Consider the following 15,146-nt stretch of genomic DNA (forward strand, 5'->3'; position numbering starts at 1 on the left):
TTTGCTTGCGCCGGGCATGGTGCTAGGCTGTCACTATGACAAGGAGACAAGCTTGATGTGGAAGCAGAGGTTGATGTGGATAGCCTGGCCCGCCTTTCTCATGGCGGGGGTCATGGAGATGGTCGTGTTTGCCTTCGTGGACCCCGAGGCGTTGCAGTGGTTCGACCAGCCCGTCACTCTTTCGAGGCAAGGCGTCTACACCGTAGCGTTCTTCGTTTTCTGGGCCATCATCATGGCGTCGAGCATGCTTACCACGATGTTGTCGCTCTCCCCCTTCGAGCTCAATCGCTGTCCGGTACCGGAGGGCGAGAGGCCGCTCGACTGTGCCAAATACATGCCCTGACATGGGCCTGGGGCTGCAGCCTGGGTGAGGGTGGTTAGAGACAGGATTGCTGGCTATTGACGATGCGCTTCAGGGCATCGGTGTCCACGATGCGTACGTGGCGTTGCCTGACCTCCACGATGCCCTCCTCGACGAACTTGGAGAAGGTGCGGCTCACGGTTTCGAGCTTGAGGCCCAGGTAGCTGCCGATTTCCTCGCGCGTCATGCGCAACACCAGTTCCGATTGGGAAAACCCCCGCGCATGCAAGCGCTGCACCAGATTCAACAGGAAGGCGGCAAGGCGCTCCTCGGCCCGCATGCTTCCCAGGAGCAGCATGACGCCGTGTTCGCGGACGATCTCACGGCTCATGATCTTGTGCACATGGTTTTGCAGTGCGGTGACTTCGCGGGACAGTTCTTCGATGCGGTCGAACGGCATGACGCAGACCTCGGCGTCTTCCAGGGCCACGGCATCGCAGGTGTGCCGATCGTTCACTATGCCATCTAGGCCGATGATTTCTCCGGCCATCTGAAAACCCGTCACTTGGTCGCGTCCATCCTCCGTGGCCACGCAGGTCTTGAAGAAGCCCGTGCGAATGGCGAACAGGGATGCGAATGGTTCGCCGTTGCGAAACAACGTGCCGCCACGCTTGACCTTGCGGCGCACGGCGACGACGTCATCGATGCGCTTGAGTTGCTGCTCATCCAGCCCGACGGGCATGCACAGTTCGCGCAAGTTGCAGTTTGAACAGGCAACTTTGATGGATTGCAGGTTGGAATGTGTGGAAACCCTATTCATGTCGCGAGCTTACATCTGAACGCCGTCGAGGCATGGAATGTCACGGATCGTTCGAAGACTTTGATCCAAAGTCAATTGTCCCCATCCGGACCGCATGGGTGCTTGATCAACATCAAGAACGCCCTGGGGACTCTACGGCACAGTACGCCGCAAATGCAAGGAATCCCACCATGACAGTCGTTACAACAGAGCTCTTGCGTCGTTTTGACGTGCCTGGGCCGCGCTACACCTCCTACCCGACAGCAGACCGTTTCGTGGAGGCATTTGGTGAAAAGGAGTACATCCTAGCCCTGCAGCAGCGTCGCGTGGGGTCGGCGGCCAAGGCGATGCCCCTGTCCCTCTACGTGCATATTCCGTTTTGCGAATCCCTGTGCTACTACTGTGCCTGTAACAAGATCATTACACGGCATCCGGAGCGGGCCGAGGTCTATTTGCGGTACTTGAGCCGCGAGATCGACCTGCACACCGCGCACTGCGGCGTGGGGCAGCACGTGAGTCAGCTGCATTTCGGCGGCGGCACGCCCACCTTCCTGTCTGACGACGGCCTGCGCGAACTCATAGGCATGCTCAAGCGCAGCTTCGTGCTGGTGCCAGGGGGCGAGTATTCGATCGAAGTGGATCCTCGCACCGTGGACGAGAAGCGGCTTGCCTTGCTGGCCGAGCTGGGTTTCAACCGGCTCAGCTTCGGGGTGCAGGATTTCGATCCCGAGGTGCAGAAGGCGGTGCATCGCATACAGCCTGCCGAGAAGGTATTCGCGCTGATCGAGAGCGCACGCAAGCTGGGCTTCGAGTCGGTGAACGTGGACCTGATCTATGGCCTGCCGCGCCAGACGCCGGAGTCTTTCGACCGGACCCTGGCGCAGGTGGCGCAACTGCGGCCCGACCGCATCGCGCTGTATGCCTACGCCCATCTGCCCGAACGCTTCAAGTCGCAACGGCGCATCATTTCCGCAGAGCTGCCCATGGCCTCGGCCAAGGTGTCGATGCTGGCGCGCTCCATCGACGTGTTCATGAATGCGGGCTATGTGTACGTGGGCATGGACCACTTCGCGCTGCCCGAGGATGCCCTGGCTGTGGCCAAGCGCCAGGGGCGGCTGCACCGCAATTTCCAGGGGTACAGCACCCAGCCTGACTGCGACCTGATCGCGCTTGGCGTTTCCGCCATCGGGCGGGTGGGCGCAACGTACAGCCAGAACGTCAAGACGCTGGACGAGTATTACGACGCGATCAACCATGGGCACCTGCCCATAGTGCGAGGCCTGGCCTTGACCAGGGACGACCTGGTGCGCCGCGCGGTCATCATGGCCCTGATGTGCCAGGGGGAGGTGCTGTTCGAGCCGGTCGAGCAGTCCTGGCTCATCGATTTTCGCCGCTATTTCGAGGCCGAGCTGCAGCAGCTCGAAGAAATGGCGGAGCAGGGTCTGGTGAAGGTCGGCGCCGAGGGCATCGAGGTCACCACGATGGGCTGGTTCTTCGTGCGTGGCGTGGCGATGGTGTTCGACAAGTACTTGCAGGCGGACCGCAATCGGGCACGTTTCTCGCGCATCATCTGATCCATGTTGCTGGCGCTGGCTTCGACGGCATTCTTCATGGGCTTGATGGGCGGGACGCATTGTCTCGTCATGTGCGCAGCGCCCTGCGCCGCCTTGACGGGGGCGGGTGGCGCCCCGGGTGGTAGCGAGCAGGTCGTGCGCTGGATGCCGCGCGGATCCGTGGCGCAGCGCACCGTCGGATTCCATCTGGGGCGGTTGACGGGCTATGGCGTGGCGGGCGCCCTGGCCGCCTTCGCCATGGAACGGCTGGCGTGGCTGAGCCAAGGCAGCGCCGCGCTGCGCCCCGTCTGGACCATGTTCCATGTGCTGATCCTCGCCTGGGGCTTGTTGATGATGCTGCAGGTGCGCCAGCCTGTATGGCTGGAAGGCGCCGGCAGGGCGGTCTGGGGCAGGGTGCGATCTCTGGTATCCCGGCCTGGAGGCCTGTTCGTGACCGGCTGTGCCTGGGCGCTGCTGCCTTGCGGCCTGCTCTACACCGCGTTGCTCACCGCAGCATTGAGCGGCAGCGTTCAGCGTGGCGCCCTGTGCATGGTGCTGTTTGGCGTTGGCAGTGGTGTCTGGCTGGTGGTCGGGCCTGTGGCGTGGGGCAGGTTTCGTGCACGCGTCAACGGTGTTGCGGGCACATGGGGGCCCAGGATTGCGGGTCTGGTGCTTTTCACGCTGGGGGCTGGGGCCTTGTGGATGGATGTGGTGCACGGGCAGCCCGCCCCGTGGTGTTTGCCCTGAGCCGCATTTGTCGCCAGCGATCATTTTGTTGTTTGTAACTAATACGCAACGCTGGTAACTGACCATAATGCTTCGGTAAGATGGGCGCGAGTGGATATGCCCTCTGCAAACTGAAGTGGACCAATCCGTACTGATTGATATCGATGCCCTCCGCGTGGGCATGTTCATCCAACTCGAAGTGGGCTGGATGAACCATCCCTTTCCGATGAACAGCTTCAGAATCTCCTCGCATGAGCAGATTCGCGTTTTGCGGGACTTGGGACTGAAATCCGTACGCCACATTCCGGCCAAGAGCACGGCCCTGGCGCAAACGCCTTCAGAGGCGCTCGAGCGGATGGCGGACGTGCAGCCGGAGCAGGACGATGTCGGTGAGCCCGCTGTCGAACGGCTGGGGCGCAGCACCACGGCGCAGGCCGGTGTACGGGCGCTATACAACGCCACGCAGCAACGTTGCAGGCAGCGCTACCAGGAGGCTGCCACCGTCTATGAGTCGGTCTGCGCCGGGGTGCAGGCGGCGCCGCAAAAGGTGCGCGAACAGGCGGAATCCCTGGTCCGCGCGTGCGTTGCGCAGCTGCTGGAGCAGGGGCCATACGCGGTTCACCTGCTGGCTGACAGCCTGGGTCAGCGCTCTGCTGGCCATGCGGTGAACGTGCTGGTGCTGGCCTTGCTGCTTGGGCGCGCGCTCCGCATGGAGGCGCGGGAGTTGTGCCTCCTGGGGACGGCGGCCTTGCTGCATGACCTGGGGAAGGTGGGCTTGCCGATTCATATCGCGGAGCCGGGCGCCGCTCTCAACCTTTCGGACATGCAGCGCTATCAGGAGCACGTGGGCCTGTCGGTGGACCTGGGGCAGCGCATGGGGCTGTCCAGCGACGTGCTGATCGCGATTGCGCAGCACCACGAAATGGCTGATGGCAGCGGGTTTCCGCTGCGCCTCGTCGGCGAGGACCTCAGCCGATGCGGGCAGATATTGGCGCTTGTTAACCGCTACGACCGCCTGTGCAATCCATTGCATGGGGAGCAGGCGTTGACGCCCCACGAGGCCCTGGCCAGGATCTTCGCGCTGCGGCGCGAGTGTTTCGACGCCACGGTGCTGGGGGCCTTCATCCGGATGATGGGGGTCTATCCGCCGGGCTCGCTGGTCCAGTTGGTGGATGGCCGTTTCGGGCTGGTAGTCGTGGTGGATGCCTTGCATTCTCTGCGTCCCTGCGTCGTGCTGTATGAGCCGGCCGTGCCCAGGGACGAGGCGCCATTGCTCGATCTGGCGCAGAACGACGAGGTCGGCATTTTGCGCAGCCTCAAGCCCGCGCAATTGCCGCGGGACGCCCTCGACTACCTGCTGCCGCGGCCGCGTATCTCCTACTTCTTCGAGCGTGCCCTCAGCCCTCGGGATTGCGGGGGCAGCGCGTGATCATCAGCGGGCACTCCTTCGCTGCGATATGGAACGGCATCGATCTGGCCGCGTGGCTGGTGGACGGGCACGCGCTGCAGATACGCCATGCCAACGAGGCTGCCGCGCGGCTCGTGGGGCGCAGCGTGGCGGACATGGAGGGCATGCCGGTCCACGGCCTGGTGGTCACGCCCGAAGACCTGATTTTCTGGGGGCAGTCCCATGCCGGCATTGCCGCCGGCATCCACTCGCATACCTGGGTGCGCAACATGCACAGCGGCAACCTCGTGCCGGTGGATAGGCGCGTGCTTGCCATCCAGGCGTCCGAGGGCGACCCCGCGGACCGATACCTGCTTCTGACCATGCAGGACCGGTCGGAGCACGAGGCCTCCCAGCGCGAGCTGGAGTCCCTGTTGTCGGAGTTGCGTGCGACTCTCGATTCCGCGGCCGACGGCGTGCTGACCTGCAATCTGCACGGAGAGATCCGCGCCTTCAACCAGCGGCTGGCCCAGATATGGCAGCTGCCGCGCGAACTGCTTTTGCGGCGCGACGATGCGGCGATAAGGGTGCACATGGAGAGCCAGGTGCTAGATGCCGAGGCCTATCGACTCCGCCTGGCCGCGATCGCGCATGAGCCGATGCTGGAGACCACCGACATCCTGCATCTGCGCAATGGCATGACGGTGGAACAGCGCTCGGTGCCGCAGCTCATCCAGGGGCGCCCGGCGGGGCGGGTGTACTCGTTCCGCGACATTTCCCGGCAGGCCGAGGTGCAGGCCGGACTGCGCCTGGCGGCGCGGGTGTTCGAATCGAGCCTGGACGCGATTTTCATCGCCGACGAACGGCATGCCGTGGCCCGCATCAACCCTGGGTGCGAACAGCTCCTGGGTGCGGCGGCGCAGGGGGTGGTCGGCCGGCGGGTGACGGCGCTTTTCGCCATGGCGCAGGACGATGCCGAATTCATGGCCGAGGTGCGGCAGGGCTGGGAGCAGGCGGGCTTCTGGGAAGGCGAACTGCGGCTGCGCCAGGAAGAGGATGCGCACTGCTGCGTGCAGCTGTCATGGGTGGCGCTGCGCGACGATGCGGGCGCCGTCGCGCAGAGCATAGGCTTCATGCGGGACCTTTCCGTGCAGCATGCCGCGCAAAAGCGCATCGAGGAGCTGGCCTATAGCGACGCGCTCACGGGACTGCCCAACCGGCTGCCGCTCAACAAGAGGGTGGCCGCGGCCATCGAAGCCTCGCGCGGCCATGGCGGCGGGTTCGCCATCCTGTTCCTGGACCTCGACCGGTTCAAGAACGTCAACGATTCCCTGGGGCATCCCTTCGGGGACCGCGTGCTGAAGCTCGTGGCCGAGCGCCTGCAGGGCTGCCTGCGCCAGTCCGACATGCTGTGCCGCCTCGGGGGCGACGAATTCGTCATCTATCTGCACGATGCGGACGCGGCCATTGCCGAGAGCGTGGCGCGCCGCGTGCAGGAAGAGATGCTGCGCCCCTTCATGCTCGACGAAATGGGGTTTTCCATCCAGTGCAGCATCGGCATGTCGCTGTATCCGCAGGATGGGGATGCGCTCGACGACCTCATCAAGCATGCCGATACCGCCATGTACCGGGTCAAGGAGCGCGGCCGGGGCAGCTACGGCTTCTACCAGCCGCAGATGAACGCGCACCTGCTGTCGCGCATGAAGATGGAGCACGCCATGCGCCAGGCGCTGAACCACGGGCACATGGCGGTGCACTACCAGCCGCAGGTGGACATGGCGACGGGGTGCATCGTGGGGGCCGAGGCGCTGGTGCGGTGGACGGATCCGGAATTCGGCGTGGTCTCGCCAGGCACCTTCGTGCCGCTGGCGGAGGAGTCGGGCTACATCGTCACGCTGGGCGCATGGGTGATGGAGCAGGCCGTCAAGGAAGCAGCGCACTGGATGGGCTGCGGCACTCCCCTGGTGGTCTCTGTCAACGTATCGGCGCTGGAGTTCCGGCAGGCGGGCTTCGTGGAGCGCATCTCCGCGCTGCTGGCCCAGTACGGCCTGCCGGCGCGCTGGCTGGAGCTGGAGCTGACGGAAACCGTCCTGCTGCAGGATGCCCAGGAGATGCAGCAGGTGCTCGACGCCCTGGCGCGCCTGGGCGTGGGCCTGTCCATCGACGATTTCGGAACCGGCTATTCCAGCCTGGCCTATCTGAAAAAGCTGACCATCCACCGGCTGAAGATCGACAAATCCTTCGTGGGCGGCCTGCCTGGCGACGGGGGCGATTGCGCCATCGTCCAGGCCATCGTCAGCATGGGACGGGCACTGCGCATCGGCGTGGTCGCGGAAGGGGTGGAGACGCAGGCGCAGCGCCAGGCGCTGCAGGGCATGGGCTGCGACTGCTACCAGGGTTTCTTGTGCGCGCCGGCCATGCCCGCGGCGGATTTCCGCGTCCGGATGGCGGAGCCCGCGACCGGGGCCAAGCGCATCGCCAAACGCTGAATCAAAGGGCGGTACGCGCGGGAAGACAGGTGTCTGCGGATGCCAACGGACCGGCATCCTGAACCGGGGGTTCAGGTGGGCGAGGGCAACCAGGCGTTGGGTTCATCTGACGCGAGATGATCACGCTCACCTGGCAATGTACCAAGCCCGTGCTCAATGAGCATTGGTTCAAGGAAATATAAAGCCCGCCAACACCGCAGACGGCTTCATTGTAATGGCTGCCGCGCCGGCGTCGGCGCCCGCGGGCCTGCCGGTTACAACAGTCGCCCGTCGTCACCGAGGGCTTGGTCGAGGCGCAGCAGCAACTGCTGCATGCGCTGTTCCTGCGCCGGGGATGGCGAGGGATTCCCGGCGTCCGCTGCGGCGGGAGGGGCGCTGCGCTGGGCGGTGGCGGCAGCTAGTTCGGACGCTTCGCGGTCGGCGATTTCGAAGGCCAGATTGAGCGCGGCCAGCACGGCGATGCGCTCGCGTGCGCGCACCTTGCCGGCATCGCGGATACGCGTCATGGCGGTGTCCACGCGCTCCACGGCTTCGAGCAGGCGCGACTCATGGCCATCGGGACAGGCCAGCAGGTAGCTTTGCTGCAGGATCTGGACCTCGATCTGCTTCATGGCGCGTCCTTCGTCTCGGTGGGGGCGGCGGGGGCGGATGTGGCCGGCAGGCGGTCGAGCAGCGCATCCACGCGCGCCCTGGCCGCCTGCAGGCGGGACTTCAGGGAGTCGCGCTCCTGCGTGAGCGCCGAGACCTGCTGCGCCAGCAGCGCGTTGGTGCGTTGCAGCTCCGCGTGGCGCAGCAGCAGCCGTTCGACACGCTCGGCGATCTGGTCGAGGGAGGAGGGGTGGTCCATACCCCGCCGATTGTAGGGACAGGCGTGCGATCGGACGTAAAATCGCCCGGTTGGTGCTCGCGGCGTGGTTCACATGCCGCAGTTCAACGGGAAGCAGGGAGGGACCCTTCGCCACGAAGCACGTCCCGAGCCTGCGCTGCCCCCGCAACGGTCAGCGGATGAGTCGCATGCCGGCTCCACTTTCATGCACACGCCACTGGGCGCCTTGAACAAGCGCCTGGGAAGGCTTTGGAAGCTGTTCCGCCAGCCCGGATACCGGCCAACATGGTGGCCGTGCGCGCCGTATCGAGAGTAGGCGCGCGCGGCCGTATCACCCAACGCTGGCGGGGAGGCTGGCACGGGTAACTTCTGTTGACTCTGGTTCCCTATGATGAATCCGTCCCTTCGCGCTGGCGCATTGCGTCCTGCCGCGTTCGCCCTGGCCGCAATGGCCGCCTGCGCCGTCCAGGCGCAGCAGGGCGCCGCCCACGTCCTGGACGATGTCGTGGTCACGGCCACGCGCACCGCGCAGCCGCTCACCGACGTCCTGGCCGACGTGTCCATCGTTGACCGCGAGACCATCGAGCAAAGCGGCGCCACCGGGCTGGGCGACGTGCTGGCGCGCCTGCCGGGCATAGAGATGGCCCGCTCCGGCGGCCCCGGCGGCACCACCAGCATGTTCGTGCGCGGCGCCGAGACGCGCTTCACGGCCGTCTACGTCGATGGCGTGCGCGTCGATTCGCAGGCCGGCTCGGGCGGCACCACCTGGGAGGCGATTCCGCTCGCGCAGATCGAGCGCATCGAGGTGCTGCGCGGCCCCGCCGCCGCCGTCTATGGCTCGGACGCCGTGGCCGGCGTGATCCAGATCTTCACCAAGAAGGGCGAGGCCGGCGTGGCGCCCTACGTGGGCGTGGGCGCGGGCTCGCACGGCACCTACCGCGCCGAGGCGGGCGTGAGCGGCGCCAGCGGCGCGGTGGACTACGCCCTGGGCATCACGCGCGAGACCAGCAAGGGCTTCAACGCCAAGAAGGACGGCAACCCCGACCGCGACGACTACCGGGGCACCTCCGCCAGCGGCCGCCTGGGCTGGCAGCTCAATACCGCGCACCGCCTGGAGGGCAACTTCCTCTACAACGACACCGACAGCGGCTATGACGTGAGCAAGACCGCCGATGACCGCAGCCTGCACCGCCTGCAGGCGCTGGGCCTGGGCTGGCAGGCGCAGTGGAGCGACAGCTACAAGACGCGCCTGTCCGTCACCGACTCGCGCGACCGCTACGAGACCAGGCCCTCGGTCTACTTCACCGACACCCGGCTGCGCGGCTACCTGTTCTTCAACGAGCTGCGCGTGGGCGCGCACCAGTTCACGGCGGCGCTGGAGCGCCGCGAGGACGAGCTGACCAACGAGAGCGTCTCCAGCGGCATGCGCAGCCGCGCGCAGAACGCGCTGGCGCTGGGCTACGGCCTGCGTATGGGCGCGCACACGGTGCAGCTGAACGCGCGCCATGACGAGGACAGCGAGTTCGGCGGCAAGACCACCGGCAGCGCGGCCTACGGCTACGCCTTCGCGCCCGGCTGGCGCGCCACCGCCTCGGCGGGCACGGCCTTCAAGGCGCCCACGCTGTACCAGCGTTTCAGCATGTACGGCGACGACACGCTGCGCCCCGAGACCAGCCGCAACGTGGAGCTGGGCCTGAAATGGGCCGAGCGTGCGAACAGCTTCTCGGCCACGGTCTATCGCAACAACGTCAGCAACCTGATCGACTGGCAGGGCAACACCGGCACCTGCGCCGGCAACTCCGGCCCCTACCCGGGCTGCTACGCCAACGTGGGCCGGGCGCGCTACGAGGGCCTGACGCTGGCGGGCGCGTACGGCCTGGGCGGCGTGCAGCTGCGCGGCTCGCTCGACCTGCAGAACCCCAAGAACCTCGACACCGGCAGGCAGCTGGGCCGCCGCGCCAAGCAGCACGCCGTGCTGGGCGCCGACACGCGCCTGGCGGGCTGGACGCTGGGGGCGGAGGCGCAGGTCTCGGGCAAGCGCTACGACAACAACAACGCCAACGCCCCCCAGCTGGGCGGCTACACGCTGTTCAACCTGTACGCCAGCACCCGCGTGGCGCGCGACTACCTGATCTATGCCCGCCTGGACAACCTGGCCGACAAGAACTACGAGCTGGCGCGCAACTACGCCACGGCGGGCCGCACGTTCTTCGTGGGCGTGAAATGGGCTCCCGCACGATGAAGGGACACCCCCCTGAGGCGCTGCGCGCCTTCCCCCCGCTTTCGCATTGCTGCGCAATGCGGGCAGGGGGACGCCGCCAGTGCGGCGGGGCGGCCCTTGCACGGCGGCCCTCGCCCGAGGCGCGCCAGTTTCGTGGGATGCGGGTGGCGCGCAGCGTCATGGATAACTGAAATGGATATCACCGCACGCTGCCCGGCCCTGGTCGTCTCCGCCGCCGCATCGGGGCAGGGCAAGACGACCGTGACGGCCGCCCTGGCGCGCCTGCACGAGCGCCAGGGGCGGCGCGTGCGCGTGTTCAAGTGCGGGCCCGATTACCTGGACCCGTACTGGCACCAGCTCGCCAGCGGCGCGCCGGTGGAGCAGCTCGACCTGTGGATGACCGGCCCCGCGGACTGCGCCGCGCGCCTGCACGCCGCCGCGTGCGAGGCCGACCTGATCCTGATCGAGGGCGTGATGGGCCTGTTCGACGGCGAGGACTGCGTGGCCGACCTGGCGCAGCGCTTCGGCATCCCGGTGCTCGCGGTGGTCGATGCCGGCGCCATGGGCGGCACGCTGGGCGCCATCGTCCACGGCCTGCGTCACTACCGCGAGGGCCTGCCCTGGGCCGGCGTGCTGGCCAACCGCGTGGCGGGCGAGCGCCATGCCGGCATGCTGCGCGCCGGCCTGCGCGACGGCGCCGACTGGCTGGGCGCGCTGCCGCGCCTGTCGCTGGACGAGGATGCGCGCGCGCCGCTGCTGCCCGAGCGCCACCTGGGCCTGGTGGCCGCAAACGAATTGCCCGATGCGCTGCAGCGCCTGGACGCCGCCGCCGACGCGCTGGCCGCCACGCCGCTGGGCCGCATGGACGCGCAGGCCCTGCAGCGCTTCGCCACCGATTTCCCCGCGCCGCCGCCGCGCGAGAGCGTGGCGCCGCTGCTCGCGGGCCGCACCGTGGCCGTGGCGCGCGACGCGGCGTTCTGCTTCATCTACCCCGGCAACGTGCAGACGCTGCAGCAGCTGGGCGCGCGCGTGGTGTTCTTCTCGCCGCTGCACGATGCCGCGCTGCCTGCCTGCGACGCCGTCTGGCTGCCCGGCGGCTACCCCGAGCTGCACGCCGCTGCGCTGGCCGCGAACACCGCGTTCCAGGCCAGCCTGCGCGCCCACGTGCAGGCGGGCCGGCCGCTGTGGGCCGAGTGCGGCGGCATGATGGCGCTGTGCGATGCCATCACGCTGCACGATGGCCGCACCGTGCGCCTGTGGGGCCTGCTGCCCGGCCGCGTGGCGATGCAGCGGCGCCTGGCCGCGCTCGGGCCGCAGCAGCTCGCGCTGGCGCAGGGTTGCCTGCGCGGCCACACCTTCCACTACTCCACCTGCGACAGCACGGCCCCCGTGGACGCGCGCACCGCGCGCCCGGGGCAGGACGCCGCGCCCGACGCGGGCGAGGCCGTGTACCGCGTGGGCGGCTTGCGGGCGAGCTACTTCCACGCCTGGTTCGCGTCCAGCCCGTGCGCCACGGCGGCCCTGTTCGGCGCGGAGGGCACATGAACGCCATTGCGCGCAGCGAGCTGATCCTGGGCGGGCAGAAGAGCGGCAAGTCGCGCCGCGCCGAGATGCTCGCGCGCGAGTGGCTCGCGCAGTCGCCCGCGTACCGCGCGTTGCTCATCGCCACCGGCCAGCCGTGGGACGACGAGATGCGCGCGCGCATCGCGCGCCACCGGCGCGAGCGGGCCGAGCGCGTGCCGGGCCTGGCGACCGTGGAGGAGCCGCGCGACCTGGCCGCCGCGCTCGCGCGCCACGGCGCGCCCGATACCCTGATCGTGGTGGACTGCCTGACCCTGTGGCTCACCAACTGGCTCATGCCCGCCAGCGCGCCGGAATATGAGCCAAATTGGCCTCCAGGGCAGGACTGGAAAGCGCAGGCAGCTCTTTTTTTGGAAGCGGTCCGGCAGGCCCCCGGGCCCGTCGTGCTCGTGGGCAACGAGATCGGCCTGGGCGTGATACCGCTGGGGCGCGAGGTGCGCGCCTTCGTCGATGCGCTGGGCGCGCTCAACCAGCAGGCGGCCCAGGCCTGCGCGCGCGTTACGCTGATGGCCGCCGGACTGCCGCTATTCCTCAAGAACCCATGAAGCCCACACCCGTCCGCCGCATCCTCTGGGTGCTCGCCATCCTCGTGTTGCTCGGCCTGCTCATGGCCGGGCTTGCGCAGGCACAGCCCATACAGATCACCGACGACCGGGGCAAGGTGCTGCGCTTCGACGCGCCGCCCAAGCGCATCGTCAGCCTGCTGCCCTCGCTGACCGAGAGCGTGTGCGAGCTGCAGCACTGCGAGCGCCTGGTGGGCGTGGACCGCTATTCCAACTGGCCCGCCTTCGTGCGCACGCTGCCGCAGGTGGGCGGCGGGCTCGATCCCAACATCGAGTCCGTCGTCGCGCTGCGGCCCGACATGGTGCTGCTGTCGGTCAGCAGCCGCGTGAGCGACCGCCTGGAGGCGCTGGGCCTGAAGGTCGCGGCGCTGGAGCCCAAAACCCATGCCGACGTGCGCCGCGTGCTCGGCGTGGTGGGCGACCTGCTGGGCGTGCCGCCGCAGCAGGGCGCGCAGCGCGTGTGGCGCGAGATCGACGCCGCCGTGTCTGCGGCCGCGCAGTCGCTGCCACCGCGCGCGCGCGGCGTGCGCGTGTACTTCGAGGTCAGCCGCGGCCCCTATGCGGCGGGCGGCTCCTCGTTCATCGGCGAGACCCTGGCGCGCATGGGCGCGCGCAACGTGGTGCCCGGCACGCTCGGGCCTTTCCCGCGCCTGAGCCCCGAGTTCGTGCTGCGCGCGCAGCCCGACCTGGTGATGATCTCCAACCGCACGGGGGAGCCGCTGACGCTGTACCCGGGCTGGCAGAACATGGCCGCCGTGAAGGCCGGGCGGCTGTGCGAGTTCGGCCCGGCGCAGTCCGACGTGCTGATCCGCCCCGGCCCGCGCATGGCCGAGGCCGCGCGCATCATGGCCGGCTGCCTGTCCGGGAAATTCCCATGAGCGCCGTGATGCCCCCCGCCGCATTGGACGCCGCCCCGTCCGCCGGCCAGCGCCGCGCGCTGTGGCTGGCGCTGTGGCTGCTGCTGGCCAGCTGCGCGCTGCTGGTGCTGGGCGCCAGCGTGGGCAGCACGGGCTTCGACAGCGTGCTGCACGCGGGCCGGGACCCGCTGGCGCGCCAGATCGTGTGGGACATCCGCCTGCCGCGCACCCTGGGCGCGTGGCTGGCGGGCGCGCTGCTGGGGCTGGCGGGCGCGGTGGCGCAGGGGCTGTTCCGCAACCCGCTGGCCGACCCGTACCTGCTGGGCAGCGCATCGGGCGCGGCGCTGGGCGGCGCCGTGGCCATGGCCATGCTGGGCGTGTCGCCCACCACCGCGAGCTGGCTCGCGGGCCTGGGCGTCACCGGCGCGGCCTTCATTGGCGCGGCCGGGGCCGTGCTGCTCACCCTGGTGCTGGCGCGCGGCGTGCAGCACACGCTGCGCCTGCTGCTGGCGGGCGTGATCGTGGGCGTGGTGCTCAGCGCCGCGCGCGACCTGATCCAGGTGGCCAAGCCGCAGATCCTCGAATCCATGCAGGTCTTCACCATGGGCAGCTCGGCCTTCGTCGGCTGGCAGGCCTGCGTCCTCATGGCGGGCAGTTGGGCGCTGTGCGCGGCCGCTGCCTGGGCGCTGTCGCGCCTGCTCGACGGGCTGATGCTCGGCGAGGCCACCGCCGCCAGCCTGGGCCTGCCGCTGGCGCCCATGCGCGCGGGCCTGGTGCTAGCCATGGCGCTGGCCACCGGCACGGCCGTGGCGCACACCGGGCTCATCGCCTTCGTGGGGCTGGCCGCGCCGCACCTGGTGCGCTCCATCGCGCGCGTCACGCACCAGTGGCACGTGTGGCTGTCCAGCCTCATGGGCGCGGTGCTGCTGCTGGCGGCCGACATCCTGGCGCGCTGGCTCATCGCGCCGCAGGAGCTGCCCGTGGGCGTGCTCACCGCCGCGCTGGGCGGCAGCTACCTGCTGTGGCTCATGCACCGGCGCACGCTGGCGGTTGTACTATGAAAGAAATAGCTGTCAGCGCTCGCCAGATAAGCGCTAGCATGCAAAACAATGCCATATTGCACGGCATAGACCTGGATCTGCCGCAGGGCCGCTGGACCAGCGTGGTCGGCCCCAACGGCGCGGGCAAGTCCACGCTGCTCAAGGCGCTCGCGGGCCTGCTGCGCCACGCGCGCGTGCAGGGCCAAGTGGCGCTGCTGGGCCGCCCGCTGGCGGAAATCCCGGCGCGCGAGCGCGCGCGCCAGCTCGCCTGGATGGGCCAGAACGAATCCGCCGCTGAAGACCTGCCCGCCTACGACATCGCCATGCTGGGCCGCCTGCCGCACCGCCCATGGATGGCGCCGCCTTCCAGCGCCGACCACGCCGCCGTGCAGGCCGCGCTGCGCACCACCCAGGCCTGGGACTGGCGCGACCGGCCGCTGTCGCAGCTCTCGGGCGGCGAGCGCCAGCGCGTGCTGCTGGCGCGCGCGCTGGCGGTGCAGGCGAGCGTCACCTTCATGGACGAGCCGCTGGCAAACCTCGACCCGCCGCACCAGACCGACTGGCTGCACACCGTGCGCAGCTTGGTGGCCGCGGGCGGCACCGTGGTCAGCGTGCTGCACGAAATCTCCATTGCGCTGCAGGCCGACGACATGCTTGTCATGGCCGCGGGCCGCATCGCGCACCACGGCCCCTGCCAGGACGGCGCCACCCACGCCGCGCTGGAGCAGGTGTTCGAGCGCCGCATCCAGGTGCGCCAGATCGATGGCATGTGGATGGCGCTGCCGCGCGTCTGACCCCTTTTC

Annotated in this window: 14 protein-coding genes, 1 other RNA gene and 1 riboswitch; of the genes, 11 read left to right on the plus strand and 4 right to left on the minus strand. The window is 68.6% G+C overall.

The features are described from left to right. Positions 1 to 55: 55 nt before the first annotated feature. Complete coding sequence (locus ALIDE2_RS05620; protein WP_013520123.1) at positions 56 to 343, plus strand: hypothetical protein; 288 nt, start codon at positions 56 to 58, stop codon at positions 341 to 343. Positions 344 to 377: 34 nt separating this feature from the next. Here the strand turns inward: ALIDE2_RS05620 and fnr are convergent, their stop codons facing one another. Next, on the minus strand, positions 378 to 1,121 hold the full coding sequence (gene fnr / locus ALIDE2_RS05625; protein WP_013520122.1) for a fumarate/nitrate reduction transcriptional regulator Fnr: 744 nt from the start codon (positions 1,119 to 1,121) through the stop codon (positions 378 to 380). A gap of 170 nt (positions 1,122 to 1,291) precedes the next feature. Here fnr and hemN point away from each other — a divergent pair, with 170 nt between their 5' ends. The 4 genes from hemN (at position 1,292) to ALIDE2_RS05645 (ending at position 7,255) form a co-directional block, all read left to right on the plus strand. Next, complete coding sequence (gene hemN / locus ALIDE2_RS05630; RefSeq protein ID WP_013520121.1) at positions 1,292 to 2,674, plus strand: oxygen-independent coproporphyrinogen III oxidase; 1,383 nt, start codon at positions 1,292 to 1,294, stop codon at positions 2,672 to 2,674. A gap of 3 nt (positions 2,675 to 2,677) precedes the next feature. Next, complete coding sequence (locus ALIDE2_RS05635) at positions 2,678 to 3,400, plus strand: sulfite exporter TauE/SafE family protein (RefSeq protein ID WP_013721599.1); 723 nt, start codon at positions 2,678 to 2,680, stop codon at positions 3,398 to 3,400. Between the two features lie 115 nt (positions 3,401 to 3,515). Next, positions 3,516 to 4,808 carry a cyclic di-GMP phosphodiesterase gene (locus ALIDE2_RS05640; RefSeq protein WP_081471071.1) on the plus strand — a complete coding sequence of 431 codons (1,293 nt, stop codon included), beginning with the start codon at positions 3,516 to 3,518 and terminating at the stop codon, positions 4,806 to 4,808. Then, positions 4,805 to 7,255 (plus strand): sensor domain-containing protein, encoded by a 2,451-nt coding sequence (locus ALIDE2_RS05645; protein ID WP_013721601.1) that lies wholly within the window; start codon positions 4,805 to 4,807, stop codon positions 7,253 to 7,255. Before ALIDE2_RS05640 ends, ALIDE2_RS05645 begins: the two co-directional genes overlap by 4 nt. 27 nt (positions 7,256 to 7,282) lie before the next feature. On the opposite strand, the gene ssrS is transcribed toward ALIDE2_RS05645, so the two are convergent. The 3 genes from ssrS to ALIDE2_RS05655 form a co-directional block, all read right to left on the minus strand. Then, positions 7,283 to 7,461: non-coding RNA, 6S RNA (gene ssrS / locus ALIDE2_RS25830), on the minus strand. Positions 7,462 to 7,509: 48 nt separating this feature from the next. Further along, a complete protein-coding gene (locus ALIDE2_RS05650) occupies positions 7,510 to 7,866 on the minus strand; it encodes a cell division protein ZapA (protein ID WP_013721602.1) in 357 nt (118 codons plus the stop codon). After that, entirely contained in the window at positions 7,863 to 8,102 is a 240-nt protein-coding gene (locus ALIDE2_RS05655) for a hypothetical protein (RefSeq protein ID WP_013520116.1), read from the minus strand. Before ALIDE2_RS05655 ends, ALIDE2_RS05650 begins: the two co-directional genes overlap by 4 nt. Positions 8,103 to 8,136: 34 nt before the next feature. Next, positions 8,137 to 8,380: riboswitch (cobalamin riboswitch) on the plus strand. Between the two features lie 89 nt (positions 8,381 to 8,469). On the opposite strand from ALIDE2_RS05655, the gene ALIDE2_RS05660 reads away from it, so the two are divergent. The 6 genes from ALIDE2_RS05660 (at position 8,470) to ALIDE2_RS05685 (ending at position 15,137) form a co-directional block, all read left to right on the plus strand. After that, positions 8,470 to 10,323, plus strand: coding sequence for a TonB-dependent receptor domain-containing protein (locus tag ALIDE2_RS05660; protein ID WP_041700689.1), 1,854 nt, complete (start codon positions 8,470 to 8,472; stop codon positions 10,321 to 10,323). Positions 10,324 to 10,494: 171 nt separating this feature from the next. Then, entirely contained in the window at positions 10,495 to 11,847 is a 1,353-nt protein-coding gene (locus ALIDE2_RS05665) for a cobyrinic acid a,c-diamide synthase CobB (RefSeq protein WP_013721604.1), read from the plus strand. Continuing rightward, on the plus strand, positions 11,844 to 12,428 hold the full coding sequence (locus tag ALIDE2_RS05670; RefSeq protein ID WP_013721605.1) for a bifunctional adenosylcobinamide kinase/adenosylcobinamide-phosphate guanylyltransferase: 585 nt from the start codon (positions 11,844 to 11,846) through the stop codon (positions 12,426 to 12,428). Before ALIDE2_RS05665 ends, ALIDE2_RS05670 begins: the two co-directional genes overlap by 4 nt. Further along, complete coding sequence (locus tag ALIDE2_RS05675; protein WP_013721606.1) at positions 12,425 to 13,324, plus strand: ABC transporter substrate-binding protein; 900 nt, start codon at positions 12,425 to 12,427, stop codon at positions 13,322 to 13,324. Before ALIDE2_RS05670 ends, ALIDE2_RS05675 begins: the two co-directional genes overlap by 4 nt. Further along, on the plus strand, positions 13,321 to 14,364 hold the full coding sequence (locus ALIDE2_RS05680; protein ID WP_013721607.1) for a FecCD family ABC transporter permease: 1,044 nt from the start codon (positions 13,321 to 13,323) through the stop codon (positions 14,362 to 14,364). The genes ALIDE2_RS05675 and ALIDE2_RS05680 overlap by 4 nt, the downstream gene beginning before the upstream one ends. Then, positions 14,361 to 15,137, plus strand: a complete 777-nt coding sequence (locus ALIDE2_RS05685; protein ID WP_013721608.1) for an ABC transporter ATP-binding protein — start codon at positions 14,361 to 14,363, stop codon at positions 15,135 to 15,137. Before ALIDE2_RS05680 ends, ALIDE2_RS05685 begins: the two co-directional genes overlap by 4 nt. The last annotated feature ends 9 nt before the right edge of the window (positions 15,138 to 15,146 follow it).

Origin of the sequence: Alicycliphilus denitrificans K601 (assembly GCF_000204645.1) — a bacterium.
Classification (GTDB): domain Bacteria; phylum Pseudomonadota; class Gammaproteobacteria; order Burkholderiales; family Burkholderiaceae_C; genus Alicycliphilus; species Alicycliphilus denitrificans.

Excerpts from the sequence above, each read along its gene's own strand:
- ALIDE2_RS05620 (WP_013520123.1), top strand. The coding sequence starts at position 56 with ATGTGGAAGCAGAGGTTGATGTGGATAGCCTGGCCCGCCTTTCTCATG.
- fnr (WP_013520122.1), bottom strand. The coding sequence starts at position 1,121 with ATGAATAGGGTTTCCACACATTCCAACCTGCAATCCATCAAAGTTGCC.
- hemN (WP_013520121.1), top strand. The coding sequence starts at position 1,292 with ATGACAGTCGTTACAACAGAGCTCTTGCGTCGTTTTGACGTGCCTGGG.
- ALIDE2_RS05635 (WP_013721599.1), top strand. The coding sequence starts at position 2,678 with ATGTTGCTGGCGCTGGCTTCGACGGCATTCTTCATGGGCTTGATGGGC.
- ALIDE2_RS05650 (WP_013721602.1), bottom strand. The coding sequence starts at position 7,866 with ATGAAGCAGATCGAGGTCCAGATCCTGCAGCAAAGCTACCTGCTGGCC.
- ALIDE2_RS05655 (WP_013520116.1), bottom strand. The coding sequence starts at position 8,102 with ATGGACCACCCCTCCTCCCTCGACCAGATCGCCGAGCGTGTCGAACGG.
- ALIDE2_RS05660 (WP_041700689.1), top strand. The coding sequence starts at position 8,470 with ATGATGAATCCGTCCCTTCGCGCTGGCGCATTGCGTCCTGCCGCGTTC.
- ALIDE2_RS05665 (WP_013721604.1), top strand. The coding sequence starts at position 10,495 with ATGGATATCACCGCACGCTGCCCGGCCCTGGTCGTCTCCGCCGCCGCA.
- ALIDE2_RS05670 (WP_013721605.1), top strand. The coding sequence starts at position 11,844 with ATGAACGCCATTGCGCGCAGCGAGCTGATCCTGGGCGGGCAGAAGAGC.
- ALIDE2_RS05675 (WP_013721606.1), top strand. The coding sequence starts at position 12,425 with ATGAAGCCCACACCCGTCCGCCGCATCCTCTGGGTGCTCGCCATCCTC.
- ALIDE2_RS05680 (WP_013721607.1), top strand. The coding sequence starts at position 13,321 with ATGAGCGCCGTGATGCCCCCCGCCGCATTGGACGCCGCCCCGTCCGCC.
- ALIDE2_RS05685 (WP_013721608.1), top strand. The coding sequence starts at position 14,361 with ATGAAAGAAATAGCTGTCAGCGCTCGCCAGATAAGCGCTAGCATGCAA.